At 63.7% G+C, this 25,859-nt stretch carries 25 protein-coding genes; 6 read left to right on the plus strand and 19 right to left on the minus strand.

Annotated elements, in window-relative coordinates:
* Positions 1-26 precede the first annotated feature (26 nt).
* The gene (gene pnp / locus ACYQ12_RS02865; protein WP_459867433.1) at positions 27-2,150 is read left to right on the plus strand and encodes a polyribonucleotide nucleotidyltransferase; all 2,124 of its coding nucleotides are present in this window, start codon (positions 27-29) and stop codon (positions 2,148-2,150) included.
* A gap of 66 nt (positions 2,151-2,216) precedes the next feature.
* On the opposite strand, the gene ACYQ12_RS02870 is transcribed toward pnp, so the two are convergent.
* The 11 genes from ACYQ12_RS02870 to dksA all read right to left on the minus strand — a co-directional run bounded on the left by ACYQ12_RS02870 (position 2,217) and on the right by dksA (position 14,445).
* Entirely contained in the window at positions 2,217-3,395 is a 1,179-nt protein-coding gene (locus ACYQ12_RS02870) for an acetyl-CoA C-acetyltransferase (protein WP_459867435.1), read from the minus strand.
* Between the two features lie 132 nt (positions 3,396-3,527).
* Positions 3,528-3,908 (minus strand): aspartate 1-decarboxylase, encoded by a 381-nt coding sequence (gene panD, locus ACYQ12_RS02875; protein WP_459867438.1) that lies wholly within the window; start codon positions 3,906-3,908, stop codon positions 3,528-3,530.
* A gap of 28 nt (positions 3,909-3,936) precedes the next feature.
* Complete coding sequence (gene panC / locus ACYQ12_RS02880; RefSeq protein WP_459867441.1) at positions 3,937-4,788, minus strand: pantoate--beta-alanine ligase; 852 nt, start codon at positions 4,786-4,788, stop codon at positions 3,937-3,939.
* Positions 4,788-5,579 (minus strand): 3-methyl-2-oxobutanoate hydroxymethyltransferase, encoded by a 792-nt coding sequence (gene panB, locus ACYQ12_RS02885; RefSeq protein WP_459867444.1) that lies wholly within the window; start codon positions 5,577-5,579, stop codon positions 4,788-4,790. The genes panC and panB overlap by 1 nt, the downstream gene beginning before the upstream one ends.
* 113 nt (positions 5,580-5,692) lie before the next feature.
* A complete protein-coding gene (folK, locus tag ACYQ12_RS02890; RefSeq protein WP_459867447.1) occupies positions 5,693-6,187 on the minus strand; it encodes a 2-amino-4-hydroxy-6-hydroxymethyldihydropteridine diphosphokinase in 495 nt (164 codons plus the stop codon).
* Entirely contained in the window at positions 6,180-7,592 is a 1,413-nt protein-coding gene (pcnB, locus tag ACYQ12_RS02895) for a polynucleotide adenylyltransferase PcnB (protein WP_459867450.1), read from the minus strand. The genes folK and pcnB overlap by 8 nt, the downstream gene beginning before the upstream one ends.
* 908 nt (positions 7,593-8,500) lie before the next feature.
* Positions 8,501-9,883: a sigma-54-dependent transcriptional regulator gene (locus tag ACYQ12_RS02900; protein ID WP_459867453.1), complete on the minus strand. Its 1,383-nt coding sequence runs from the start codon at positions 9,881-9,883 to the stop codon at positions 8,501-8,503.
* Positions 9,861-12,803, minus strand: coding sequence for an ATP-binding protein (locus tag ACYQ12_RS02905; protein WP_459867456.1), 2,943 nt, complete (start codon positions 12,801-12,803; stop codon positions 9,861-9,863). Before ACYQ12_RS02905 ends, ACYQ12_RS02900 begins: the two co-directional genes overlap by 23 nt.
* Positions 12,790-12,969, minus strand: coding sequence for a hypothetical protein (locus ACYQ12_RS02910; protein WP_459867459.1), 180 nt, complete (start codon positions 12,967-12,969; stop codon positions 12,790-12,792). The genes ACYQ12_RS02905 and ACYQ12_RS02910 overlap by 14 nt, the downstream gene beginning before the upstream one ends.
* Before the next feature lie 80 nt (positions 12,970-13,049).
* Positions 13,050-13,931 carry a tRNA glutamyl-Q(34) synthetase GluQRS gene (gene gluQRS, locus ACYQ12_RS02915; RefSeq protein ID WP_459867462.1) on the minus strand — a complete coding sequence of 294 codons (882 nt, stop codon included), beginning with the start codon at positions 13,929-13,931 and terminating at the stop codon, positions 13,050-13,052.
* A gap of 76 nt (positions 13,932-14,007) precedes the next feature.
* The gene (gene dksA / locus ACYQ12_RS02920) at positions 14,008-14,445 is read right to left on the minus strand and encodes an RNA polymerase-binding protein DksA (RefSeq protein ID WP_459867465.1); all 438 of its coding nucleotides are present in this window, start codon (positions 14,443-14,445) and stop codon (positions 14,008-14,010) included.
* Between the two features lie 204 nt (positions 14,446-14,649).
* On the opposite strand from dksA, the gene ACYQ12_RS02925 reads away from it, so the two are divergent.
* Together ACYQ12_RS02925 and sfsA are read left to right on the plus strand one after the other, a co-directional pair.
* Complete coding sequence (locus ACYQ12_RS02925; protein WP_459867468.1) at positions 14,650-15,810, plus strand: aminotransferase class I/II-fold pyridoxal phosphate-dependent enzyme; 1,161 nt, start codon at positions 14,650-14,652, stop codon at positions 15,808-15,810.
* An 8-nt stretch (positions 15,811-15,818) separates the two neighbouring features.
* Positions 15,819-16,580, plus strand: coding sequence for a DNA/RNA nuclease SfsA (gene sfsA / locus ACYQ12_RS02930; protein ID WP_459867471.1), 762 nt, complete (start codon positions 15,819-15,821; stop codon positions 16,578-16,580).
* Here the strand turns inward: sfsA and ACYQ12_RS02935 are convergent.
* Positions 16,536-17,003 (minus strand): Rieske (2Fe-2S) protein, encoded by a 468-nt coding sequence (locus ACYQ12_RS02935; RefSeq protein WP_459867474.1) that lies wholly within the window; start codon positions 17,001-17,003, stop codon positions 16,536-16,538. The genes sfsA and ACYQ12_RS02935 overlap by 45 nt on opposite strands.
* On the opposite strand from ACYQ12_RS02935, the gene ACYQ12_RS02940 reads away from it, so the two are divergent.
* Positions 16,906-17,817: a ChaN family lipoprotein gene (locus ACYQ12_RS02940; RefSeq protein ID WP_459867477.1), complete on the plus strand. Its 912-nt coding sequence runs from the start codon at positions 16,906-16,908 to the stop codon at positions 17,815-17,817. The genes ACYQ12_RS02935 and ACYQ12_RS02940 overlap by 98 nt on opposite strands.
* On the opposite strand, the gene ACYQ12_RS02945 is transcribed toward ACYQ12_RS02940, so the two are convergent.
* The 6 genes from ACYQ12_RS02945 to ACYQ12_RS02970 form a co-directional block, all read right to left on the minus strand.
* Positions 17,805-18,284, minus strand: coding sequence for a DUF4426 domain-containing protein (locus ACYQ12_RS02945; RefSeq protein WP_459867480.1), 480 nt, complete (start codon positions 18,282-18,284; stop codon positions 17,805-17,807). The two genes, ACYQ12_RS02940 and ACYQ12_RS02945, sit on opposite strands and share 13 nt — an antisense overlap.
* 42 nt (positions 18,285-18,326) lie before the next feature.
* Entirely contained in the window at positions 18,327-18,929 is a 603-nt protein-coding gene (gene metW / locus ACYQ12_RS02950; protein ID WP_459867482.1) for a methionine biosynthesis protein MetW, read from the minus strand.
* Positions 18,929-20,089, minus strand: coding sequence for a homoserine O-succinyltransferase MetX (metX, locus tag ACYQ12_RS02955; protein ID WP_459867484.1), 1,161 nt, complete (start codon positions 20,087-20,089; stop codon positions 18,929-18,931). Before metX ends, metW begins: the two co-directional genes overlap by 1 nt.
* An 88-nt stretch (positions 20,090-20,177) precedes the next feature.
* Positions 20,178-20,768, minus strand: a complete 591-nt coding sequence (locus tag ACYQ12_RS02960) for a YggT family protein (protein ID WP_459867487.1) — start codon at positions 20,766-20,768, stop codon at positions 20,178-20,180.
* A 31-nt stretch (positions 20,769-20,799) separates the two neighbouring features.
* Positions 20,800-21,633: a pyrroline-5-carboxylate reductase gene (proC, locus tag ACYQ12_RS02965; protein WP_459867490.1), complete on the minus strand. Its 834-nt coding sequence runs from the start codon at positions 21,631-21,633 to the stop codon at positions 20,800-20,802.
* Positions 21,634-21,712: 79 nt separating this feature from the next.
* Entirely contained in the window at positions 21,713-22,420 is a 708-nt protein-coding gene (locus ACYQ12_RS02970; protein ID WP_459867493.1) for a YggS family pyridoxal phosphate-dependent enzyme, read from the minus strand.
* Between the two features lie 33 nt (positions 22,421-22,453).
* Here ACYQ12_RS02970 and ACYQ12_RS02975 point away from each other — a divergent pair, with 33 nt between their 5' ends.
* Together ACYQ12_RS02975 and ACYQ12_RS02980 are read left to right on the plus strand one after the other, a co-directional pair.
* Positions 22,454-23,494 (plus strand): type IV pilus twitching motility protein PilT, encoded by a 1,041-nt coding sequence (locus ACYQ12_RS02975; protein WP_459867496.1) that lies wholly within the window; start codon positions 22,454-22,456, stop codon positions 23,492-23,494.
* Positions 23,495-23,531: 37 nt separating this feature from the next.
* Positions 23,532-24,677: a PilT/PilU family type 4a pilus ATPase gene (locus tag ACYQ12_RS02980; protein ID WP_459867499.1), complete on the plus strand. Its 1,146-nt coding sequence runs from the start codon at positions 23,532-23,534 to the stop codon at positions 24,675-24,677.
* Between the two features lie 21 nt (positions 24,678-24,698).
* On the opposite strand, the gene ACYQ12_RS02985 is transcribed toward ACYQ12_RS02980, so the two are convergent.
* Positions 24,699-25,817, minus strand: a complete 1,119-nt coding sequence (locus ACYQ12_RS02985; protein WP_459867502.1) for an anhydro-N-acetylmuramic acid kinase — start codon at positions 25,815-25,817, stop codon at positions 24,699-24,701.
* Positions 25,818-25,859: the final 42 nt, after the last annotated feature.

Below are 25,859 nucleotides of genomic sequence, written 5' to 3' on the forward strand. Positions count from 1 at the left end.
AACTGAAAAAGTCAAAGGACGTCACCGTGAATCCGGTCAAAAAGACATTCCAGTACGGTCAGAGTACCGTCACCCTCGAGACAGGGCGCATCGCCCGGCAAGCCACTGGTGCCGTGCAGATCACCATGGATGATACGGTTGTCCTGTGCACGGTGGTCGCCAGGAAGGACGTCAAGCCCGGGCAGGACTTCTTTCCGCTGTCCGTGCACTATCAGGAAAAAACCTACTCGGTGGGCAAGATTCCCGGCGGCTTCTTCAAGCGCGAAGGCCGTCCCACCGAAAAGGAAACGCTGACGTCCCGCTTGATCGATCGTCCGATCCGTCCGCTGTTTCCCAAGGGATTCATGAATGAGGTCCAGGTGATCTGTACGGTGCTTTCCGCAGATCGCAACCAGGATCCCGATATCGCCGCGATGCTGGGTACCTCCGCGGCGCTGGCCATTTCCGGTGTTCCCTTCAAGGGGCCGATCGGTGCGGCGCGCGTGGCCTTCACCGAAGACCGTGGTTATTACCTGAACCCCAGCGTCGAAGAACTGGCCGTGTCCGAGCTCGACATGGTGGTGGCCGGTACCGAGCAGGCCGTGCTGATGGTGGAATCCGAAGCCCGGGAGCTTACCGAAGACGAGATGCTCGGCGCGGTTCTGTTTGCCCATCAGGAAATGCAGACTGCCATCATCGCAATCAACGAGTTCGTCGGTGAAGCGGGCAAGCCGCAGTGGGACTGGCGGCCGGTGGGCGAAAACGTCGCCCTCAAGGAGGCCATGGCAGCGGCTTTCGAGAGCAGTATCGGGGAAGCCTATCGTGTCACCGACAAGATGGCGCGCCAGGATGCCCTGGCCGAACTGCGCGCACGGGCCGTCGAACAACTGGGCGGAGAGGACGAGGGGCAGTTCAGCGAAGAGGATGTCAAGGAAGCCTTCGCCCGCCTGGAGAAGCAGGTGGTTCGTGGCCGGGTGATCAATGGTGAGCCACGCATCGATGGGCGTGATCAGAAGACCGTCCGCCCGCTGGACATTCAGGTCGATGTGCTGCCCAAGACCCATGGTTCGGCCCTGTTCACCCGTGGCGAGACTCAGGCGATCGTCATCGCTACTCTGGGTACGCTGCGCGATGCTCAACTGATCGAGTCGCTGGAAGGCGAGCGCAAGGATCGTTTCCTGCTGCACTACAACTTCCCTCCCTATAGCGTGGGCGAAGCCGGCTTCATGGGCGGTCCCAAGCGCCGCGAGATCGGCCATGGCCGTCTGGCGCGCCGCGGGGTTCAGGCGATGCTGCCCAGCGAAGAGGCGTTTCCCTACACCATTCGTGTGGTTTCCGAAATCACCGAATCCAACGGCTCCAGTTCCATGGCGTCGGTATGTGGTTCCTCGCTGGCGCTGATGGACGCGGGAGTGCCGCTCAAGGCGCCGGTAGCGGGCATTGCCATGGGCCTGGTCAAGGATGGTGACCGGTTCGCCGTATTGACCGACATTCTGGGTGACGAAGATCACCTCGGCGACATGGACTTCAAGGTGGCCGGCTCGGCGCAGGGCGTCACGGCGCTGCAGATGGACATCAAGATCGAGGGAATCAACGAGGAGATCATGGAAGTCGCTCTGCAGCAGGCGCATGAGGCACGCTTGCAGATCCTCGAGCAGATGAACCAGGTGATCTCCACGAGCCGCGAGGAAGTCTCGGTCAATGCGCCGTCAATGGCGACGATCAAGATCGACCCCGACAAGATTCGTGATGTCATCGGTAAGGGCGGCGCCACGATTCGTGGCATCTGCGAGGAAACGGGCGCCTCGATCGATATCGATGACAACGGCACCGTGCGCATCTATGCCGAGGACAAGGCGGCGGCCAAGAAGGCGATCGATACCGTGCTCGGTATTACTGCCGAAGCGGAAATCGGCAAGCTCTATCGCGGTAAGGTGGTGCGCATCGCCGATTTCGGGGCCTTCGTCAACTTCATGCCGGGGACCGACGGGTTGGTGCACATCTCTCAGATCGTTCCTGAGCGGGTCAACGACGTGCGTGACTTCCTCAACGAAGGCGACGAAGTCATCGTCAAGGTGCTCGATATCGACAACCGCAACCGGGTGAAGCTCTCCATCAAGGAGATCACGGCGGAAGAAAAGGCGGCTTTCGAAGCGACGCTGGTCGAATAAACCGGAACGCGACACGCCGTCTGGTCGAGAACGCCCCTGCATGCAGGGGCGTTTTTCATGGTCTCGCTAACGTTCGATGGCCAGCGCCACGCCCTGTCCCCCGCCGATGCATAGCGTGGCCAGCCCCTTCTTGGCATCGCGGGCGATCATCTCGTGCAGCAGGGTTACCAGGACGCGGCAGCCCGAGGCGCCAATGGGATGACCCAGCGCAATGGCGCCGCCATTGACGTTTATTTTCTGCGCATCCCAGCCCAGCTCGCGATTGACCGCCAGCGCCTGGGCGGCGAAGGCTTCATTGGCTTCGATAAGGTCCAGTGATTCGATCGACCAGCCGGCCTTCTCCAGACAGCGGCGCGTGGCTGGCGCCGGACCGATACCCATGATGGCCGGATCGACGCCGGCGCTGGCATAGGCCTTGATGGTCGCCAGTGGCGTCAGTCCGAGTTGTCGGGCCTTCTGCGCGGAACACAACATGACCGCCGCGGCACCATCGTTGATGGACGAGGCATTGCCGGCCGTCACGCTGCCTTCCTTGCGAAAGGCCGGACGCATGGCGGCGAGCTTCTCGGCGGTGATGCCGGCGCGGGGGCCCTCGTCGGTATCGAACATCGCGGCATCACCCCTGCGCTGCGTCAGTGGCACCGGGACGATCTGATCCTTGAAGCGACCGGCCTCGATCGCTGCCACCGCCTTCTGTTGTGACCGTGCCGCGAAAGCATCCATCTCCTCGCGGCTGATACCATACTTCTCGGCCAGGTTCTCGGCCGTGATGCCCATGTGGTAGTCATTAAAGGCATCCCACAGGCCATCGTGCACCATGGAGTCGATGGCCTTCCAGTCACCCATGCGCTGTCCGGTGCGCGAGTGCGGCAGGAGGTGGGGCGCCAACGACATGTTCTCCTGGCCGCCCGCCAGTACCACGTCCGCATCGCCGCAACGAATCGCCTGCGCTCCCAGGTGCAGCGCCTTGAGCCCGGAGCCGCAGACCTTGTTGATTGTCATGGCGGGCACCGCCTCGGGCAGCCCCGCCAGGATCGCGGCCTGACGGGCGGGGTTCTGCCCGCATCCTGCCGTCAGTACCTGACCCAGCAGCACTTCGTCGACCTCGTGGGGAGCCACGCCGGTGCGCTTGAGAATGTCTTCGATGACCAGAGCGCCGAGCCGGGTGGCGGGAATGCCGGCGAGCGAGCCATTGAATGTGCCGATAGCGGTACGACGTGCTGCCACGATCACCACGTCCTGCATGGAAGACTCCTTGAACTACAGCGGGAATCCGACAGCATAGGAAGCCGCTCGCCATGCGGCAATCAGGCGATAGGATTAGGCTGGGAGGAGAAGAGGGGGTCCCGTAACGGCTTGGGCCGTTACGGGAGCCGGTCAGGCGACCTGAACGGGAATGGCGTGGCTGGTGTGGCTGACCGTATTGCCTTCCTGGAGATAGATCAACGAAGGCTTGTGAAGGTCGAGTTCATTGGCGCTGTAGTGGGCATAGCTGCAGATGATCACGCGATCCCCGACGCTTGCCTGGTGGGCCGCGGCGCCATTGACCGAGATGATCCGCGACCCCTCTTCGCCGCGAATGGCGTAAGTCGTGAAACGCTTGCCATTGTCGACGTTATAGATCTGGATCTGCTCGTATTCGCGGATGCCGGCCATGTCCAGCAGATCGCCATCGATGGCACAGGAGCCCTCGTATTCGAGTACGGCATGGGTGACACGGGCCATGTGCAGTTTGGCCTTGAGCATGATGGTATGCATGGAGGTTCCTCTCTACGCGACCGCGCCATTAGCGCGGCAGGGTGACCGTCAGGTTGTCGAGCAGACGCGCGGGGCCCAGATGAGCCGCGGCGAGAATCACGGCCTCGACGGTAGTGTCGTCGACCTGACCCAAGTCGTGGGCGCGCCGGATTTCGAGATAGTCTGGCTTGAAGCCGTTTTCACTTAGCTGCGCCAGTGCTTTGCGCACTGCCTCGTCAGGCGTCGCACCGCCTTCGAGTGTGCTGCGCAACTCACAAAGGGTGCGATAAAGCGCCGGCGCCCTGGCCCGTTCCGCCTCATTGAGGTAGCCGTTGCGCGACGACAGGGCAAGGCCGTCCTCGGCGCGGACGATGGGAACGCCGACGATCTCGATGGGAAAGTGAAGATCGCTGACCAGTTTGCGAATCACGGCAAGCTGCTGGTAATCCTTCTCGCCGAAGCAGGCGACATCGGGCTGTACCAGATTGAACAGCATGGTCACGACGGTTGCGACGCCATCGAAATGACCGGGGCGGCTGGCGCCACAAAGCCCCGCCGAAACGTCAGGGACATGGACCGAGGTCTGACTCTCGAGACCGTGAGGATAGACGGTGGCGGGCGAAGGAGTAAACAGTACATCGCAGCCGGCATCGCTCAGCTTGCGCTGATCTTCGGCCAGAGTGCGCGGATAGGCATCGAGATCCTCGTCGGGCCCGAACTGCATGGGGTTGACGAAGATACTGGCCACCACCACATCCGCTCTCTTGCGGGCCGCCGCGACTAATGCCAAGTGGCCCTCGTGGAGGTTGCCCATTGTCGGCACAAGCGCGATGCGCTGCCCGGAGCGACGGTGATTATCCAATATCTGGCGTAACTCATCGATTTGCTGCGAGATGCGCATCAGAAGCTATGCTCCTCCGCCGGGAAGCGGCGTGCCTTGACATCGTCATGATAGGTTCGAAATGCTTGCTCGATGGACGCCGCGCCGGCCAGGAAGTTCTTGGTGAAACGGGGCGTGCGGCCGTGCGTGACGCCCAGGACGTCATGCATGACGAGGATCTGACCATCGGTGTCGGGGCCGGCGCCGATACCGATCACCGGCACCTCGACCGCATCGCGTACGGCGCGCCCCAGGCTGGCCGGCACGCACTCGAGCAGGATCACCGAGGCGCCGGCTTCTACCAGGGCGCAGGCGTCCTCCACGATCTGACGGGCTCGCGTATCCTCGCGCCCCTGCACCTTGTAGCCTCCCAACTGATGCACGGACTGCGGGGTCAGGCCCAGGTGAGCACACACCGGCACGCCGCGGCGAACCAGCTCCCGGACGCCATCGGCCATCCAGGCCTCGCCTTCGATTTTGACCAGCTCCGCCCCGGCACGCATCAACGCTCCCGCGTCACGCAGCAGTTGATCAACAGAGGCGTTGCTCATGAAGGGCAGATCGACCATCAGTAGGCTGCGCTGCTTGCCGCGTGCCACGCAGCGCGTGTGGTAGCAGATGTCGTCGAGCGTTACCGGCAGGGTGCTGGAATGGCCCTGCAGCACCATGCCCAACGAATCACCTACCAGTAGCACGTCGATGCCGGCGGCATCGGCAGCATGGGCGAAAGTCGCATCGTAAGCGGTCAGACAACTGAACGCTTCGCCGGCGCGCTTGTACGCGTTCAGCGTGCTCAAGGTGACGGTTTTCATGAGGGCGTCTCGTATATGTCGCTTTGCCTGGGCGTGCGGGTTGGCGGTAAGTGTTACGGTAGTTGTTACGGGCCGGATGTGAAGTGTGAAACGGTAACACTCAGGAGGCAACTCTACCTTTGGGGTGCCAGGGCTCGCAAGTCGTTGCTGACATGCTGCTGGGCCAGCTCGGCGATCGTCTGGCCGTGATACAGGTAACGTTCGCCGGCCAGTTCTGCCAGTGGTACCAGGACGAAGCCACGACGATGCATCTCCGGGTGCGGCAGGCTCAGGCGTGGCGTGTCCCAATGCTGCTCGTCGTACAGCAGCAGGTCCAGATCGAGCGTGCGGGGGCCCCAGCGACGCTGGCGAACACGCCGATGGCGCTGTTCGAGTGTCTGCAACTGATCGAGCAGTGCCAGCGGCGACAGGCGTGTGGAAAGTTCGGCGACGGCATTGAGGTAATCCGGCTGATCCTGCGGCCCTACCGGCGCGCTGGCGAACAGCCGGGAGCGGCGCAACAGCCGAGTCAGCGGTAAGCGGTCGAACTCGGCGAACGCCTGTTCCAGCTGCCGCTGGGGATCATCGAGGTTGCTGCCCAGGCCGATATAGGCGCGATGATCAGTCATCAAGGGTTGGCGGCGTAGAGCTGGCGCCGCGCCGACGCCGGCGCGGACGTCGCTTGCGTCCTGCGGGAGTTCCTGCGGGGTCGCTGTCGACCTTGCTCAGCAATCGGCGCTGACCATGCTCGTCGGATTCCTGAAACGCCGTCCACCAGTCGCCCAGGCCGGAATCGATTTCGCCTGCAGCTTCACGCAACAGCAGAAAGTCATAAGCCGCCCGAAAGCGAGGATGCTCGCGGGTCTGGAAAGCCCGCTTGCCGCGACGCTTGGGCAGACGCTGCTGCAGGTCCCAGATATCGCGCATGGGCAAGCTGAAGCGCTTGGGAATCGACGTGTGCTGCAACTGTCGCGAGACAGCTTGCTGAGAGGCCGTCTGCTGGGCCGGTACGGGGGGCATGCCCTGGGCTTCGAGATGCTCGGCGCGGGCGCGCATACCGGGCCACAGCAGAGCGGCAAACAGGAATGCCGGCGTAACGGGACGCTCCTGCTGAATACGCTGATCGGTATTGGCAAGTGCCTGCTCGATGAGCTTTTCGGCCCAGGGCTTGGCGTTGATGACCTCATCGGCTTCCGGAAACAGCATGGCGAACAGGCCGTATTCGCGAAGCAGATGGAAGGAAGCAACAGCTTGACCGGACAGGAAGAGCTTGAGCACTTCCTCGAACAGCCGCGCAGGGGGAATCTGGAGCAGCAGCGGCGCCTGCTCGCGAATCGGGGCTTCGGTGGCCGGATCGAAGGTAAACCCGAGCTTGGCGGCAAAACGGATTGCCCGCAGCATCCGCACCGGGTCCTCGCGATAACGCGTCACCGGGTCGCCAATCAGGCGCAGCGTGCGTGATTCGAGATCGCGCAAGCCATCCGCCCAGTCATGGATCGAGAAGTCGGCGATATTGTAATAGAGCGCGTTGACGGTGAAGTCACGGCGTAGCGCATCTTCTTCGATGCTGCCCCAGACGTTGTCCCGCAGCAGCAGACCATCCACGGACTGGTGGGACAGCGTCTCGTCGTGGTCTGCACCTGGCTGACCACGGAAGGTCGTGACCTCGATGATCTCGCGACCAAAGCGGACATGTACGATGCGAAAACGTCGACCGATGAGACGGGAGTTGCGAAACAGATCCCGCACCTCATCCGGAGTCGCATTGGTCGCAATATCGAAATCCTTGGGAGGCTTGCCCAGCAGTGAATCGCGCACGCATCCGCCCACCAGATAAGCCTCGAAGCCGGCGTTATGCAGACGGTAGAGGACTTTCAGGGCGTTCTCGCTGAACAACTGGCGCGAGACGGAATGTTCTTCCCGTGGAATGACGCGCAGCTTGGGTGTGGTGTCTTCTATGGCGTCCTGAGTTCCGAACAGGGTTTTCAAGCGTTCACCAGGGCGTTGAAAAAAGCGGTTAAATCCTTTGAACATGCGGCGATATCGATTCGCAATATGCAGGTTCTCCAGTGTAGCTGACCGCTTTTGCCTTGCAAAGCCATATGGGCTGGGGAATGCCTGATTCTACTGAGGATGGGGCAGCAAAGGAGAAAAGGGAGTCGTGTAGAGAGCTGAAGTAGATAAGGGAGGCTCCATGGCCTCCCTCGAAGCATTCTGTTCAGCATCCCTGCTGATGGTTCTTCTTCGTGATGGCGCATCGCCTTGAATACGCACCACAGTCCCAATGGGATATGGCAGGCAAGCAGTATTCTTGTTATTGGCGTTCTTCCCTGGTCGGGACCGTCTCGTATTCAAAACAATAATCCAACCACGACGGCATGATGGCCTCCTCCCGGCGTCTTGTCGTTGTTTCCGGGAGTGTTTCTTGCGCAGAGCATTGTTCTTGTTGGGCTCGTGCGGGAAACGTCGCGTCCTGGTTACGTCCGGATTCCGACCTGATGTTATTGTTGGCGGTCGGCTCGCATCCTGGGGATTGTTATTGTTCGTCCCGTCGATGCGTGAACATGCCCGTCACTGTTGTCGTTATGATTGTGGTGTCGGGTAATGCATCCTCGTAGCGCGCTGTTGTTCTTGTCCGCAGTACGATGATGTCCGGTTGTTGTTTTTCTTGATCTATCTTAGAGCAGTGTGCGTGCCACATCGTGATTTTTGTTTTAAAAACAATGTGTTGTTTTTATCACCCTTGGTTCCGTATGTGCGGCTTCCCAAGGGTGTTACCGATCTTGGATCATAACGGAGCATTGCCTGTGTGAGATGGTAACAACTGGTGCAGTAATGGGCCGATCATGGCCTTCAAGGGGCGAACAAGCGGTATGTAGACCATGGTCGCACCTCGGGGATACAGGAGTGGTTGCCCGTTGTGCCAAGCCCGTTGTGCCAAGTCAGGCAGAGCGTTGCCGTGAGGTCTTCTTGCGCGGAATGCCCAGGCGCTGGCGACGCTCCCACAAGCATTTACGGCTGATACCCAGCTTCTGGGCGAGTTCCGTTTCACTCATCTGGTCCTGGTGCTCGATGACGAAGTGCTGGAAATAATCTTCCAGCGAAAGGTCCTCTTCGGCTTCGGAAGGCGCCGCTTCCTGAGTCGTTGCCGCAGTACCTGTGGCGGTGGGGCGCCTGTAGGAGAGGGAGGGCAGCCCCAGGTCATCGGGATGGATGAGGTGGCCTTCGGCAAGGATGACACTGCGCTCCAGAGCGTTTTCCAGTTCCCGCACGTTGCCTGGCCACGGATAGTCGCGAATGTCACGGCGTGCGGCACGGGACAGACGCAGCCCTTCACGACCGTGACGCTGGCAGATCGCTGCGAGCAGGATGTCGGCGATCTGCAGAATGTCATCCTCCCGGTCGCGCAGGGGCGGGAGGTCGATCTGCATGACATTGAGCCGGTAGTAGAGATCGAGGCGGAACTCCCCGGTACGCGACAGGGCATGCAGATCGCGGTGGGTCGCCGCGATCAGGCGCACATCTACATGGCGTGTCTCCACCGAGCCCACCTTGCGGATCTCGCCCTCCTGCAGCACACGCAGCAGCCGCGCCTGGGCATCGAGAGGGAGCTCGCCGATCTCGTCGAGAAACAGGGTGCCGCCATCGGCGGCCTCTACCAATCCGGTACGGGCACTGGTGGCGCCGGTGAAGGCGCCCTTTTCATGGCCGAACAGCTCCGACTCGATCAGGGTTTCGGGGATGGCGGCGCAGTTGACGCAGATGAGCGGAGCATGAGCGCGCTGGCTCTGACGATGGATGGCGCGGGCCACCAGCTCCTTGCCGGTTCCGGACTCCCCCTGGATCAGTACGGTGACGTGTGCCGGGGCCGTCTTGCGTATGCGTTCGTAGACCGTCTGCATGGCGAGACAGTCGCCGATCATCTCGGGTGAGGTGCTCCGGCCTGGGGAGGCCGTCGCCGGCTCTGTCGCATGTTCGGGCTGGGCCTCGATCACGCGGGTGATGGTGGCGAGAATCTCGTCGTGGTCAAAGGGCTTGGCGATATAGTCCACGGCACCGAGTTTCAGTGCCTCCACCGCCGAGCGCAGACTGGCATAGCTGGTCATGATCAGCACGGGCGTGGGAGCGGCCAGATCGATCATTGCCGTGCCCGGCTCGCCGGGCAGGCGCAAGTCACTGATGACCAGGTCGAAGCTGCTCGGATCGAGCAGGCGGGCCTCATCGACTGAAGCGGCTTCGCCGACGTGATGGTCGTGGCGCTCCAGCAGGCGCTTGAGCGCGGTACGGATGACGCCTTCGTCTTCAACGATCAATATCCGGCTCATGGAATCTTTCGCCATTGTCTTGGGTAAAGGGGAACCACACCGTGACACGGGTGCCGCATGCCTGTCCCGGAGGCGGCGATTCGATATGAATTTGCCCGTGATGTTCTCTGACGATGCTGTAGACCAGGGAAAGACCGAGCCCGGTTCCCTGGCCGGGGGGCTTGGTCGTGGTGAACGGCTCGAACAGATGGTCGCGTACCGTCGCTGCGACTCCCTGCCCGGCATCGGTGACGTTCAGCCTGATGCCTTCCCGGTCCCGGCAAGCCTCGATGGTCACTTCGCCTCCCTGCGGCGAGGCATCCCGGGCATTGCCGAGCAGATTGATCATGACCTGTACCAGATGCTGGGCATTGCCCATGATCATCAGGTCTTCGGGACAGCGATTGTAATAATGGACATCCTGACCCGATCGGGCGAGATGGATCAAGTGCAGCGCCTGCTCGGTGATGTCGTGCAGGGCAACCTTCTCGACATGCCCCGCCTGGGGGTGCTGGCCACCATGGGCAAAGGCGGTCAACGACTGCAGGATCCGCGAGATGCGTGTCGTCAGTTGCTGTATCTGGTCGGCCGTCTCGAGGACCGCGGGATCGGTGGTATCGTAGCGCAGATTCTGTACCAGCGAAGAGATACCGGTGACGGGATTGCCGATTTCGTGAGCGACGCCTGCCGCGAGCTGACCGATGGACGCCAGGCGCTCGGCATGGCGCAGCTCATCCTCGAGCCACTTCATCTCGCTGTGGTCCTCGACCAGAATGACCGCGCCGCCGCGCTCGCCTTCGTCTGCCATGAGGCGCGCCTTGTGCAGGGTCAGGAAGCGCTGACGATCTCCAAGTACCACGCCCTGCTTGTACAGCCGGTCGCTGTCGGCCAGCAGTATCCGCTCCAGCAGCTCGCTCCAGGGGGGCGGCAGGTTGTCGAGGCGCGAGCCGATAATACTGCTGCCGGCAATGCCGGAGAGAGCTGCCAAAGCCTCGTTCCACATCAGCAGTTCGTCATCGTCGCCGAAGGCACATAGGCCCACCGGCAGTTCGGCCAGCGTGCGGCGGTGATAGCGCCGCAGGCTGTCCAGCTCACGCGAAAGGCCTCGCAGACGTGAGCGGTAGGCTTCCAGACGGCTCTCCACGTAATGGATGTCATCGGTGGCCGGGCGTGGCCCCGGCTGATAGGGCAGGAAGCGGTCGACTATATCCTGGGCCACGGCGGGACCCATCAGGCCGGAGAGATTGATCTGGATACGGTCGCGCAGACGGCGCAGGACGTAGGGGCGCCCGTCCACAGGCGACAGGCCGAGTTCATCCAGGGCGCGCGCCACCTCGCGGGAAGCGACATCCGCCCCCAGCGCTGGAGCAAGCTGGCGGCGGATATCGTCACCATTGTGCACGGCCAGTGGCAACCGCTTGGAGCGGATCACGGCATCCACCGAGCAGGACTCCGCCGCGGCGCGCTCGCCTTCCGAGGTCCGGGTCATCAGAGAGACAGCGATGAAGCCCACGATATTCACTGCGAGAGACATCAGGGCCACGGCGTACCAGTCCGGCGGGTTCGCCGAAGCGACTGATGCTGCCATCAGAGGGGAGCGTCCCGTCAGCAGCGGTAGCCATAAGCCTGCGGCCCAAATGGTGGTACCGGCCAGCAGTCCCGTCACCATGCCCTTGCGGTTGGCTCCCGGCCAGTAGAGAACGGCGAGCATGCCTGGCAGGCACTGGGCCATGCCGACAAAGGCGGTGATGCCCAGCGTGGTGAGGTCATGGTGAATGCCGACCAGGCGGTAGAAAAGCCAGCCGCAGAAAATGACGACGGCCACCAGCGCGCAGCGCAGCCAGTGCAGCCAACGATAGAGATCGGTCCGGTTGTCGGGAGGCCGTGCTACCAGCACCAGGTGATTGAGCAGCATGCCGGACAGGGCCAGCGAGATGATGATCAGCGTACCGCTGGCGGCGGCCAGCCCGGCGAGAAAGGCCAGAGCATCGGTCCACCAGGCATCGGACAGGCTGAAGGCGGCGTAGGCGATATCCTGCTGCAAGCCGAGACGCTGGGCGGCCCACACGATCAGCGGAACCGGCAGGGCCATGCCGAGCAGATACAGCGGCAAACTCCAGCTGGCGCGGAACAGCGCCTCGCGCGACGGGTTTTCGGTGAACACCACATGAAACATGTGAGGCATGAGAAAGGCCGCAGCGAAGAACAGCAGCAGCAGTGTTCGCCATTGTCCCGCATCGAGGCGAGTCACGCCGTGCTGATAGGCCTGACCGGCCCCGTCGAGCCAGGATTGCAGGTCGGCGGGCCCGGAAAAGACGCCATAGAGAGCCACGCAGCCAAGGGCGAGCATGGCGCCAAGCTTGACCAGCGACTCCAGCGCGATGACGGCGAGCAGCGAGTCCTGGCGCCGGGCAGCTGCCTGGCGGATGCCGAAGCGGATGGCAAACAGTACGCTGAACAGGCATAGCAGCAGGATTAGCCAGGTATTGCGCGTGCGACCGGTGAGCTGCCCCAGGGCATCATCGAGCGTCTGTATCTGAAGGGCCAGGAGCGGCATCACGGCCAGGAGCGTCACCAGGGTGATCAGCGTGCCCACCCAGCGGCTGCGAAAGCGGAAGGCGAACAGATCTGCCAGTGAGGCGAGCTGATAGGTCTGGGTCAGGCGGTATATCGGGACGAGCAGCACCGGCGCCAGCAGGAAGGCCCCGGCGACGCCCAGGTAATAGGCGAGATAGCCGTAGCCGGCCTCGGCGGCCAACTCCAGGCTGCCGTAGGTGGCCCAGGCGCTGGCGTAGACGCCCAGCGCGAGAGCATGCACGGCCGGGTGGCGAATGAGTCGCTCCGATACGCGACGACGTTCCACCGCAAGAGCGCAGCCGAACAGCAGCGCCAGGTAGCCGAGGCCGAGAGCCAGGCTGGCGTACAGACTAGCGTTGTTCATCCAGAGCTCGTTTCTGCTCCAGCCACACCGACAGGGCGATCAACACGCCCCAGATCAAGAACGGACGATACCAGGCCGAGCCCGGATTGGCCCAGCCGCTCATCAGCAGAGGAGAGAGCAGATAGCCGCCGAAGACCAGGAACAGCATGATGCGATAAACATACATGGGAAGCTCGGATAGCGGGGATGGTTCCGAGTCTAGGCAGGCGGTGGGGCGTACCACAACACGACCTGGGTCGAATGGACTCAGGGCGCGTGGCGTTCATGTCGCGCATGGATTCGCGCCACGCGCCAGTTGGCCACGGCGGCCTCGAGCTGCTCGCGTACCGAAGCTCGGGACAGCGAGGCTGGCGGAGCCTGATCCAGGGCTTCGAGCGCCTTGTGCAGCAGCGGACGAACCTGTTCGTCCCGGGTGGGCAGTGCCGGTGCCAGATTCTGCTTGGACAACTTCTGGCCGTCGGCCCCTAGCATCAGTGGCAGGTGCAGGTAGCGTGGCTCGGGCAGGCCGAGGGCCTCCTGCAACTGACGTTGCCAGGGCGTGTTATCGAGCAGATCGGCGCCGCGCACCACGTCGGTGATGCCCTGGTCGCCGTCGTCGACTACCACCGCCAGCTGATAAGCCCATAGTCCGTCCTTGCGCTTGAGCACCACGTCTCCCAGGGTGGCGGGATCGAAGCACTGCTCGCCGAACAGGCGATCGACCCACCTCACCGGGCGCCGCCCCTTGTCGCTGCGCAGCCGCCAGGCGAGTGGACGATCGCGATGGCAGATACCCTCGCGGCACCAGCCGGGATAGGTCGTGTACTCCCGCCACTCCTTGCGCGAACAGCTGCAAGGGTACGCCATGTCGGAAGCGATCAGTCGCTCGAGCGCCGCCTGGTAGGCGTCGCTGCGCAAGCTCTGGTAGCGGATCTCGCCATCCCAGTGCAGTCCGAAGGCCTCGAGCTGGCGGAGGATGGTATCGGTGGCGCCCGGCGGACAGCGCGGTGGGTCGATATCCTCGATACGCAACCGCCAGTGTCCGTTGGCGTGGCGGGCGTCCAGATAGCTGCCCAGTGCGGCCACCAGCGAGCCGAAGTGCAAGGGGCCTGAGGGGGTCGGAGCGAAACGGCCTTGATAGAGGGGCATGGCATCTCCGCAGCTGATTCCAGTGGCACAAACGCAAACGGGCACCCCAGGGTGCCCGTTCGATACCAGACGGCAATCAACCGCCGAGCTGCTTTTCCTTGAGTTCCGCCAGCGTCTTGCAGTCGACGCACAGCGTGGCGGTGGGGCGGGCTTCGAGGCGACGAATGCCGATCTCGACACCGCAGGCTTCACAATAGCCGTAATCTTCCTCGTCGATCTTCTCGATGGTCTCGTTGATCTTCTTGAGCAGCTTGCGCTCGCGATCCCGCGTCCGCAGTTCCAGGCTGAAGCCCTCTTCCTGGGTGGCACGGTCGGCGGGGTCGGCGAAGTTGTTCGCCTCTTCCTGCAGATGGCGCACCGTACGGTCCACTTCCTCCATGAGATCCTGTTTCCAGCCGAGCAGGATCTGTCGGAAGTGCTCCAGCTGCTTCTCGTTCATGTACTCTTCACCCGGCGCTGGCTCATACGGGATGAATTTCTTTGGCGCTTCCGCTTTCTTTTCTGCTACTGGCATGGGGCTGCCTCATTACGCAAGTGACTTGGGCCGATGCCCGGCCGGGGTGGGCAAGGGGGTCCGCCCGCCCGAAGCCTTGCTTATTTAGCGAAAAAGCCTGCACATTGCAACTGCCGATTGTCGTTACCCCGACGTTTGGGGCCGATTCGGTTAGAATGCGCCTGATCCGTGACGGAGCCCCTAGCACCCAGCCAGGAGTCGTGAATGACTTGGAGTTCTCACCTCGATCGCGTGCAGCCCTTCCGGGTCATGGGCCTGCTCGAAGCGGCCCAGGCGCGCGAGGCCATGGGCCACGACGTGATCCATCTGGAAGTCGGCGAGCCCGACTTCCCCACCCCCGCACCGGTGATGGCTGCCGCCCGGCAGGCCCTGGACGCCGGCGCGACGCGCTATACACCGGCGGGTGGATTGCCGAGGCTGCGCGAGGCCATCGCCGGCCACTATGCCGAGCACTTCGGTGCCCAGGTCGACCCGGCGCGAATTCTGGTCACGCCCGGTGCCTCGGGGGCTCTGCTGCTGGCCAGCCAACTGCTGGCCGAGCGTGGCCGGCGGGTATTGATGGCCGACCCCACCTATCCCTGCAACCGCCACTTCATGGCCCTGGCCGAGGCCGAGGTGGACGTGGTGCCGGTCGGACCGGGAAGCGGTTGGCAACTCGATGCGGCACTGATCGCCCGTCACTGGCGCGATGCTACCCGAGTGGCGATGCTCGCCACGCCCTCCAATCCCACCGGCCATATGCTCGATGCGGCGGCGCTGGCGGATGTCGCCGAAGCGGTGCGGTTACGTGACGGCTATCTGCTGGTCGACGAGATCTACCAGGGGCTGACCTATGATCTCGCGCCGGTCTCGGTCGCTGCCGTGGCGCCGGAGGCCTTCGTGGTCAACAGCTTCTCGAAGTATTTCGGCATGACCGGTTGGCGGCTGGGTTGGCTGGTGGCCCCAGAGGCCGCCATCGAGCCGCTGACCCGCCTGGCCCAGAACGTTTACCTGGCGGCGCCGACGCTTTCTCAGCATGCGGCGCTGGCGGCCTTCACGCCAGAATGTCGCGACATTCTGGAGGCCCGTCGCGGTGAGCTGCATGCCCGCCGCGATGCCCTGCTCGCCGGACTGGCACGCCTGGGCCTGGCACCTTCCCAGCCACCGCAGGGCGCGTTCTACGTATGGCTGGACGTGTCACGCTATACCCGCGATAGCCAGGCGTTCTGTCGCCGTCTGCTGGAAGAGGAGAATGTCGCCATCACGCCGGGCATCGACTTTGCCGTGCACGGCGGCGACACCCATGTCCGCATTGCCTTCACCACTGGCGTGGCCCGTCTGGAAGAGGCCATATCGCGCCTCGAGCGCTTCCTGTCCCGCCTTTAGGAGAGCCTATGGATTATCCGCCGCTGGTTGCCGGCGTGCTGGAGCGTCGTTACAAGCGCTTCTTGGCCGACGTGCGTCTCGACACGGGCGAGATCGTCACCGCGCATTGTCCCAATACCGGCTCGATGCGGGCGGTCAATGTCCCCGGCTGCCGGGTCTGGCTGGCGCCGAGTACCAACCCGGCCCGCAAGCTGGCCTGGACCTGGGAGTTGATCGAATTGCCCGACGGACGAGGCAGCATCGATACGGCTTCGGTACACACCGGGCGTACCAACGCGATCGTCGAGGAGGCGCTGCGCACCGGTCTCGTCGCCGAGCTGGGTGGCTACGAGCAGCTCAAGCGCGAAGCGCGGGTCGAAGATGCCCGGCTGGACTTTCGCCTCGAATCCCCCGGGCGACGAACCGCCTTCGTCGAAGTCAAGCAGGTCACGCTCAGAGAGATTGACGGGCATGGCTATTTCCCGGATGCCGTCAGCGAGCGCGGACGGCGCCATCTGGAAGTGCTGGCCCGCCTGGCCGCGACCGGGCATCGCGCCGTGCTGTTGTTCTGCGTCGCTCACGAGGGGATCGTCGACGTGGCGCCGGCGGCGCATCTCGATCCCGCCTATACGGCGGCGCTGCGGCAGGTCGCGCATCAGGGCGTGGAGGTGCTGGCCTACGGCTGTCGATTCATGCAACGCGACGGGATGCCCATCGGCGTGCGTCTGTCGCGATGTCTGCCGGTGTCACTCACTCGCGAGGTGAATGTTGCCTCCGGCGTCGATGGCTAGGCCCACGGCGGTGAGCGAACGGCCCTGGCACGGGCCGTAGACGCACTCGCCGCTCTCCGGCAGGAACAGCGCGCCATGCATGGCGCACTGGATCAGCTCGCCGCCGGGCTCAAGGAATACGTTGGGACGATACTCAAGAGGCACCTGTCGGTGCGGGCAGCGGTTGCGGTAGGCAAAGCAAACACGCGCTGGCGAACGCGCACCAGAAACGCCGGCGTACCGTCCGGCAGGGTAACGCCCAGTGCACCGGTGGAATCCAACTGAGAAACGTGGGCGAGGGGCGACATGAAAGGCTCCAGCAGGAACGGAATGTGAGGATAGTGCCATGCAGCGACGCGATTGTCTGAAAACAGTGGCGGCTCTGGGCATGCTGCTGGCATGTCCCGCCTGGGCGACGGAGCACACTCGACGCATGAGGGCCATCGGCCGGGTGCGTGACCTGCACCTGCAGCGTTGGCTGGACTCCGCAGAGCTGCTCGAGCGGTTGCAGGCAGCTTCGGCGGTGATCGTCGGCGAGCGTCATGACAACCCCGAGCACCACCGTCTGGAGCGATGGATAGTGACGCAATTGGCCGAGCATCGGCGGTTGGGCGGGGTGGCCATGGAGATGCTCGACGCGTCCCAGCAGGCACGGCTGGCAATTCCCCCGGTGCAGCTGGCCTCGATGAGCGATGACGCTTTGGCGAGCGCTCTGGACTGGAATCGTGGCTGGGATTGGTCGGCCTACGGCCCGCTGGTCAGGAACGTCCTGGTGCGAGACGTGCCGCTGGCCGCCGCCAACCTGCCGGCGTCGGCTGTTCGCGATATCGTCGCGACCGATCAGGCGCCCGAGCTGCCTCCGGCGGTGGTCGATGCCCAGCGTCACGCGCTGGTGGAAGGGCACTGCGGCATGCTGCCCGAGGCGATGCTCGACGGCATGCTCGCCGCCCAGGTCGCCCGCGACCGGGCCATGGCGCAGGCGCTGGATGCGCTCCCAGCCACGGCGCTGCTGATCTGTGGCAGCGGCCATGCGCGGCGCGATCTGGGCGTGGCGCGCTATCTCGGCGCACCGGTCCTGACCATAGGCCTGGTCGAGGTGCCTCCGGACGTCGACGATTGGCGTGACGCGCTGCCCCGCAGCGTCGATCAAGGACCTCCGTTCGATCTGGCCTGGTTCACTCGAGCACATCCGCGTGGCGATATGTGCGCCACGCTGCGTAGGCGTTTTGCCTCTTCGGCGTCGGATCAGTCGCTGTAGAAACGCTGAATGAAGGCGACCTCGGCAGGAGGCTGATCGGGATCGTAGGTGACCATCAGCGAGAAGCGCATCGGCTCGCCCTCGATGATCCGGAAGGTGGCGAGCTGATAGATCGCATCGCCCTCGCGCACCGTGCGAAAGGCCAGCGGTGAAGTCTGACCGGCGAGATTGCCGACATTGCCGTTGACCATGGCATTGACTGCGCGCGTGCTACCGTCGGGCTGCCGCTTGAGCACGCTCACGTTGAGCAACGCTTGCACCTGGCTGCGGGTGATGTCGTAGGCATCGGCCACTTCCGGCGTCAGGAAGGCGGTATTGATGGCGCTGTAATGAATCTCATAATCGCCGACACGCTCCATCTGCTCGGCATGCACTGGGCTCGCCAGAGCCAATAGCGCGAGCAGGACGACGTGGAGCCCGAAACCTGTAGACCGGCATCTGGCAAAGCCTGAAGGTTGCATATGCATGGTGAGTTCTCCTGCGAATGGACGAACGACGGGGGTGGGACTTCAGTATCGCGAGCCGCGGCGGACCCGGAAGATGGCGGTTTCGCCGAACAGGTTGGGCCAGCGCCGTGCGCTCCAGTGCGTCTCGTGTTCACCGTTGCCTACCGCTTGGTCGGTGATCGTCAGCCCCTTGTCGCGACACAGACGTTCAAAGTCGCGGAAGGTCGACAGGTGAATGTTGGGCGTATCGTACCAGGCGTGGGGCAGGGACTTGGACACTGGCATGCGTCCCTGGACGCCCAGGTACAGACGGTGGCGCCAGTAGGCGAAGTTGGGAAAGGCGATGATGCACTCGCTGGCGACTCGCAGCATGTCGTCGAGAACCCGGTCGGGACGGCGCAGCGCCTGCAGCGCCTGGGTCATGACCACCAGGTCGCAGGCATCGTCGACGAAGTTGTCGAGTCCTTCATCGATGTCCTGCTCGATGACGTTGACGCCCTTTTCCAAACAGGCGGTGATACCGTCGGGGTCGATCTCCAGACCGTAGCCGCTGACCTGCTTGTCGCGTGCCAGCGCCGCCAGCAGGGTACCGTCACCGCAGCCCAGGTCGAGTACTCGAGCGCCGACGGGGATCCAGTCGTAGATCAGTTTGAGATCGGCACGCATCAGACGTTCTCCTCGAGGTTCAGCTCGCGGGCGATGCGCTTCATGAAGCCGCCGAACGCGGCTTCGTATCGGGCGTCGGGCAACAGAAAGGCATCATGGCCGTGAGGCGAGTCGATATTGGCGTAACTGACCGCCTTGTTGGCGCGCATCAGGGCATCGACGAGTTCCCGTGAGCGTGCCGGTGCGAAGCGCCAGTCGGTGGTGAAGCTGACCACCAGAAACGGGCACCGTGCCGGTGCCAGCGCTGCCGCCAGATCGCCACCGTGCACGGCGGCCGGATCGAAATAGTCCAGCGCCTTGGTCATCAGCAGATAGGTGTTGGCATCGAATGACGTGGAAAAGGTGTCCCCCTGATGGCGCAGATAGGACTCGACCTGAAACTCCACGTCGTAGCCGAAGTTGAGTTCGTCGGTGCGCAGGTCGCGGCCGAACTTGGCGCCCATGGAGTGCTCCGACAGGTAGGTGATATGTCCCACCATGCGTGCCAGCTTGAGGCCGCGCCTGGGCACCGTGCCGTGCTCGGCGTACCAGCCGTCATAAAAATCGGGGTCGGAGCGGATGGCCTGGCGGGCGACCTCGTTGAAGGCGATATTCTGTGCCGACAGCCGGGGCGTGGCGGCAATGATCGCGGCGTTGGCGACGCGTTCCGGATAGTCCATGGCCCACTGCATCACCTGCATGCCGCCCAGGCTGCCACCGACCACGGCGGCGAAGCGCTCGATGCCCAGCCGGTCGGCCAGCCGGGCCTGGCTGTGAACCCAGTCGCCCACCGTCATCACCGGAAACTCCGGCCCCCATTGACGACCGGTGGCCGGGTTCGTGCTGCAGGGGCCGGTGCTGCCGTGACAGCCCCCCAGGTTGTTGAGCGAGACGACAAAGAAGCGATTGGTGTCGAGTACCTTGCCGGGACCGATATAGGCATCCCACCAGCCGGGCTTGCGCTCCTCGAGGCTATGAAAGCCGGCGGCGTGATGATGGCCGGAGAGCGCGTGGCAGACCAGAATGGCGTTGTCGCGCGCCGCGTTGAGCGTACCGTAGGTCTCGTAGATCAGCTGATAGGCCGGCAGTGACTTGCCGCAGGCCAGAGCCAGGGGAGCGTCGAAGTGCGCCGTCTGGGGCGTGATCAGGCCGACCGAGTCATGAGGAAGCGTCTCGGGCATCGTGGGGTGTCTTTTCCTCGTGTCCAGCAAAGAGAGCCGCAGGAGCGGCTCTCGGCATGTCATTGTACCGGTTCTGGCGCGCGCGTCGTCAAAAGCCGACCAGGGCGCCGGCGATTCCTGCGGAACGGGTCAGGGTGCCGACCACGATACCGTCGACCAGATTGATGGCGATGAACACCACGATGGGTGACAGATCGATCATGCCCAGCGGCGGGATCACGCGGCGTACGGGGGCCATGATCGGCTCGACGATCTGGTGAACCAGAAGCGCCCCGGGGTGGCTGGCCTGGGGCGATACCCAACTCAGAATGATCATGATGATCAGTGCAAAGAAGTAGATCTTCAGTATGGCATTGGCGACTCCGGCCAGGGCGGCAAGCAGTACGCCGATGATCGGCGGCATGCCGTAACCGGCTATCTGCAGGACGACGACGATGGCGATGGCCTTGAGCAGGAATCCGGCCAGCAGGGTGGCGAAGTCGAAACGCCCCATGGGACGGATGAGCTTCTGCAGCGGTGCCACGACCGGCTGGGTGACCTTGACCACCGACTGACTCATCGGGTTGTAGTAGTCGGCGCGCGATAACTGCAGCAGAAAGCGCAGCATCAGTACGAACAGATAGATACTGACGAGTGTGTTGACCAGCATCAGGCCGGCATTTCCCAGTTGGCTGCCCATGGGCATCTCCGTGTCGAATAAGTGTTCTGGCTTATCTGGCTTGGTTGTCGCCGAGTTCGTCGGCCAATTCCCGGGCACGCAGGGCGCAGGCTTGCGTCGCTTCTTCAAACAACTGGCGCAGCCCGCCATCCTCGAAACTCTGAATGGCGCGTTCGGTGGTGCCGCCGGGCGAGGTGACGCGCCGGCGCAGTTCGGCGGGATCGAACTCGCTCTGACGGGCCATCTTGGCAGCGCCGAAGGCCGTCTGCAGGGCCAGGCGCCGGGCGCTGTCCGCCGGCAGGCCGAGCTGGATGCCGGCAGCCTCGAGAGCTTCCATCATCAGGAAGAAGTAGGCCGGCCCGCTGCCGGAAACGGCAGTCACCGCTTCCAGCAGCCCCTCGTCGTCGACCCACTCGACCATGCCCACGGCTTCGAGCAGGGTCGTCGCCAGTTGCTTGTGTTGCTCGCTGACACGGTCGTTGGCATACAGACCCGCGGCGCCTTCGCCGACCAGCGACGGCGTGTTGGGCATGCAGCGGATTACCGCAAGCTCGCCGCCCAGCCAAGCCTCGAGAGTCTGTGCCGTGAGCCCTGCGGCAACGGAGACGATCAGCGGCTTGCGTGCCTGCACGGTTGCGCGCAGATCTTCGCACACTTCTCGCATGACCTGCGGCTTGACGGCGAGCACGATGACATCGGCACGGCGCACGCCTTCGTGATTGTCCGCCGTGGTGTGGATGGCATAGCGTTCACGCAGGGCGGCGAGCTGTTCGGCGTCCGGCGCGGTGGCGGTGATCGCGTCGGCCGGATAGCCGCTGTCGATCATGCCGCCGAAGATGGCACTGGCCATGTTGCCGGCACCGATGAAGGTCACGTGGCTTGTCATGCAATAAATTCTCCGAGATGAACGCCGATCATGCGATACGGGGCGCGGTGCGTCAGGGGAGTGTTCGGGAATTTCGCGCTCATGTCCTGGGCTCACGGGCGCCGAAGATGGCACTACCCAGGCGAACCAAGGTCGCGCCTTCCTGTACGGCGGCCTCGAGGTCATCGCTCATGCCCATCGACAGGGTGTCCAGCGCAAGCTCGGGATGGCGCTGCTGCAGCGCTTCGAACAGCTCGCGCAGACGCGCCAGTGGACGCCGCTGGGCGGCGAGCGTGTCGGCCGGGGCGGGAATCGTCATCAGGCCCCGCAGACGCAGACTGGGCAGTTGCGCGACCTCTTCGGCCAGTGCCGGGAGTTGCTCCGGGGCGATGCCGGATTTGCTGGTCTCCCCGCTGACATTGACCTGCAGGCAGACATCGAGCGGGCCCAGTGCGGCGGGGCGCTGCTCCGAGAGGCGCCGGGCCACCTTGGCGCGATCGATGCTGTGCACCCACTGGAAGTGCTCGGCGACGGCGCGCGTCTTGTTGGATTGCAGGGGCCCGATGAAATGCCAGACGATATCGTCGAGATCGCCCAGTTCGGCCTGCTTGTCCAGCGCCTCCTGGAGGTAGTTCTCGCCGAAGTCGCGCTGATCCGCCGCATAGGCTGCACGGATTGCACTGGCGGGCTTGGTCTTGCTGACGGCCAGCAGGCGAGCGGCGTCGGGCGAACGTCCTGCCTCCTCGAGTGCCCGCGTCAGACGACGACGTGCATGGAGAAGGGATTCGAAAACCTGGGCATCTGGCATACTGAGCCGACCTTATTCGGAGCGAGAGTACGCATGGATATTACCGAACTGCTGGCGTTCTCGGCAAAACAGAAGGCATCCGACCTGCATCTTTCCGCCGGGCTGCCGCCCATGATACGCGTCGACGGCGACGTGCGTCGGCTCAATGTCCCGGCCATGGAGGATCGTGAGGTTCGCAAGCTGATCTACGACATCATGAACGACAAGCAGCGCCGCGATTACGAGGAGGCGCTGGAGACCGATTTCTCCTTCGAGATTCCCGGTGTGTCGCGCTTTCGTGTCAACGCCTTTCATCAGGGACGAGGCGCGGGGGCCGTGTTCCGCACCATCCCCAGCACGGTGCTGTCCATGGACGACCTGGATCTGGGCGAGGTGTTCCGACGCCTGGCGCTACTGCCACGGGGGCTGGTGCTGGTGACCGGTCCGACCGGGTCGGGCAAGAGCACGACGCTGGCAGCGATGATCGACTACATCAACGATCATCGCTACGACCACATCCTCACCATCGAGGACCCGATCGAGTTCGTGCATCGCAGCAAGCGCTGCCTGATCAACCAGCGCGAAGTTCACCGTGACACTCGCGGGTTCGCTCCGGCACTGCGCAGTGCGCTGCGCGAGGATCCCGACGTGATCCTGGTCGGCGAGCTGCGCGATCTGGAAACCATCCGCTTGGCGCTGACTGCTGCCGAGACGGGGCATCTGGTGTTCGGCACCTTGCACACGACCTCGGCGGCGAAGACCATCGACCGGATCATCGATGTCTTCCCGGGCGACGAGAAGGATATGGTCCGCGCGATGCTCTCGGAGTCGCTGCAGGGTGTGATCTCGCAGACCCTGCTCAAGCGAGAGGGCGGCGGCCGGGTGGCGGCCCACGAGATCATGGTCGCCAACTCGGCCATTCGCAATCTGATCCGCGAGGGTAAGGTGGCGCAGATGTACTCCGCCATCCAGACCGGCGGCAACCTGGGCATGCAGACGCTGGATGCCGCGCTGTTGCGGCTGGTGGCTGACGGAACCGTCTCGCGCCAGGAGGCGCAGACACGTACCCGCAGCGGTATGGGGCTTGGCGCATGAGCCATGCGAGGGGCCGCGCGCAACGAGGAGATAGGACATGACGCCTGCCCAGTGGCTGGAGCAGTTGCTCGACATCATGGTGACCCGGCAGGCCTCGGATCTGCTGATTTCTACCGGCGCGCCGCCAAGCCTCAAGGTCAATGGTCAGTTGGTCTCGCTGGGAGAGACGGCGCTATCGATTTCCCAGGTACGCGAACTGGTTTCAGCCACGGTGCCCCAAGGGCAGCACGAGCGCTTCGTGGCCGAGCGCGAGGCCAACTTCGCCTTGAGCCTGCAGGGCAAGGGGCGCTTTCGCGTCAGCGCCTTCTATCAGCGCAGCCAGATGGCCATGGTGGTGCGGCGTATCGCCTTCGATATTCCGGATATCGCCACACTCGAGCTGCCTCCGGCCATCGGTGAGCTGGCCTCGCTCAAGCGCGGCCTGGTGTTCGTAGTGGGCGGCACCGGTACCGGCAAGTCGACGACCCTGGCATCGATGATCCAGCACCGCAATCAGACCAGCGGCGGACATATCATCTGCATCGAGGATCCCATCGAGTACATTCACCCGCACCGTCGGGCGATCATCAATCAGCGTGAAGTGGGCATCGATACCGAGTCCTTCGAGGTCGCGCTGAAGAATACCCTGCGTCAGGCGCCGGACGTGATCATGATCGGCGAGATCCGCAGCCGCGAAACCATGGAGCATGCGCTGACCTTTGCCGAGACGGGCCATCTGTGCCTGGCCACGCTGCATGCCAACAATGCCAACCAGGCGCTGGAGCGCATCATTCACTTCTTTCCCGCCGAGCGTCACGAGCAGGTCTGGATGGATCTCTCGCTCAACCTGCGTGCCGTCGTCGCCCAGCAGCTCGTGCCGCACCGGGATGGTGAGAGTCGCTGCGCGGCCATCGAGATCCTGCTGCAGTCACCCTTGGTCAGCGAGCTGATCCGCAAGGGGGAGGTCGGCGAGATCAAGGATATCATGCGCCGCTCGCGCGACCTGGGCATGCAGACCTTCGATCAGGCGTTGTATGCGTTGTTCCAGGCCGGGCGAATCAGCGAGGAGGTGGCGCTGGTACATGCCGATTCGGCCAACGACCTGCGCATGCTGATCAAGTATGGCGAAGCGCAGGCGCCGGGACTCGAACAGGCGACAGAGGCCGCCCAGCGCTTGAGCCTGCGTGACGAGGATGACTTCTAGCTTGATAGCGGTCGGGGCGGCTCAGGGGGCATAAATGCCGCCCAGCACTCGCGGTCCCCGGGCGCCGGTGACGGCTGGCAAGTTGCCGGGCAGGCCTGCGAGCCTTCGCCAGGCCAGCCAGGCAAAGGCGCCGGCTTCCAGCCAGTCGGCGGGCCAACCCTGAGACTCGCAGCTGATGATCCGCACCTCGGGCAGGCGTCGGGCCAGGCGTGCCATCAGATCCGTGTTGCGAGCCCCGCCGCCGCAGGGAATCAACGTGATGGGGCGATCGTCCCGACGCACCGCCAAGGCCTGTTCGATGCCTTGGGCGACGCTGGCGGCGGTCAGCTCGGCCAGTGTCGCCTGTACGTCTTCCGGCACTTCGTTCCCGTTCAGGCGAGCCTGAAGCCAGGCCGGGTGAAAGTATTCGCGTCCGGTGCTCTTGGGCGGTGTGCGCTGAAAGAAGTCATCGGCAAGCAGCCGAGCCAGCAAGGCCTCATCGACTCGGCCGCTGGCGGCCCAGGTGCCGTCGTTATCGAAGCGCCCCCGGCGATGACGCGCGTGCCAGGCATCGAGCAGCACGTTGGCCGGGCCGGTATCGAAGCCGAGCACCGCCTGCTCATGCTCCGCGGGAGGCAGCCGCGTGAGGTTGGCGAAGCCTCCCAGATTGAGGATGACGCGCCACTCGCCGGGTGCGCCGAACAGCGCGGCGTGAAACGCCGGGGCGAGGGGCGCCGCCTGACCACCCGCGGCGAGGTCGCGACGACGGAAGTCGGCGATGACCTGACAGCCGGTCAGTTCGGCCAACAGGCTGGGATTGTCGAGCTGGTAGGTGTAGGGCGGTGTCGCTTCGGGCTGATGCTCGATAGTCTGGCCGTGGCTGCCGATCGCGACAATTTCCTCGCGGGAAATCCCGGCTTTCGCCAGTAGCCGTTCGACCGCTTCGGCCTGAAGGCGACAGAAGGCTTCTTCCGCCCAGGCCAAGGCATCAAACGTGATGGACGACGCCTGGCAGAGCGCCAGCAAGGCGTCATGCAGCGATTCCGGCATCGCGATTCCCGCCGTTTCGATCAGATGCGGGCGCCCCTCGCCGCAGCGCACCAGAGCGGCATCGATTCCATCCAGGCTGGTGCCGGACATTAACCCTACAAATAGTGACATCCTTCCTCCTGGGTAGCGGGGCGACGGCTGGGTGATGCGGCG

The organism is Halomonas shantousis, assembly GCF_054654615.1.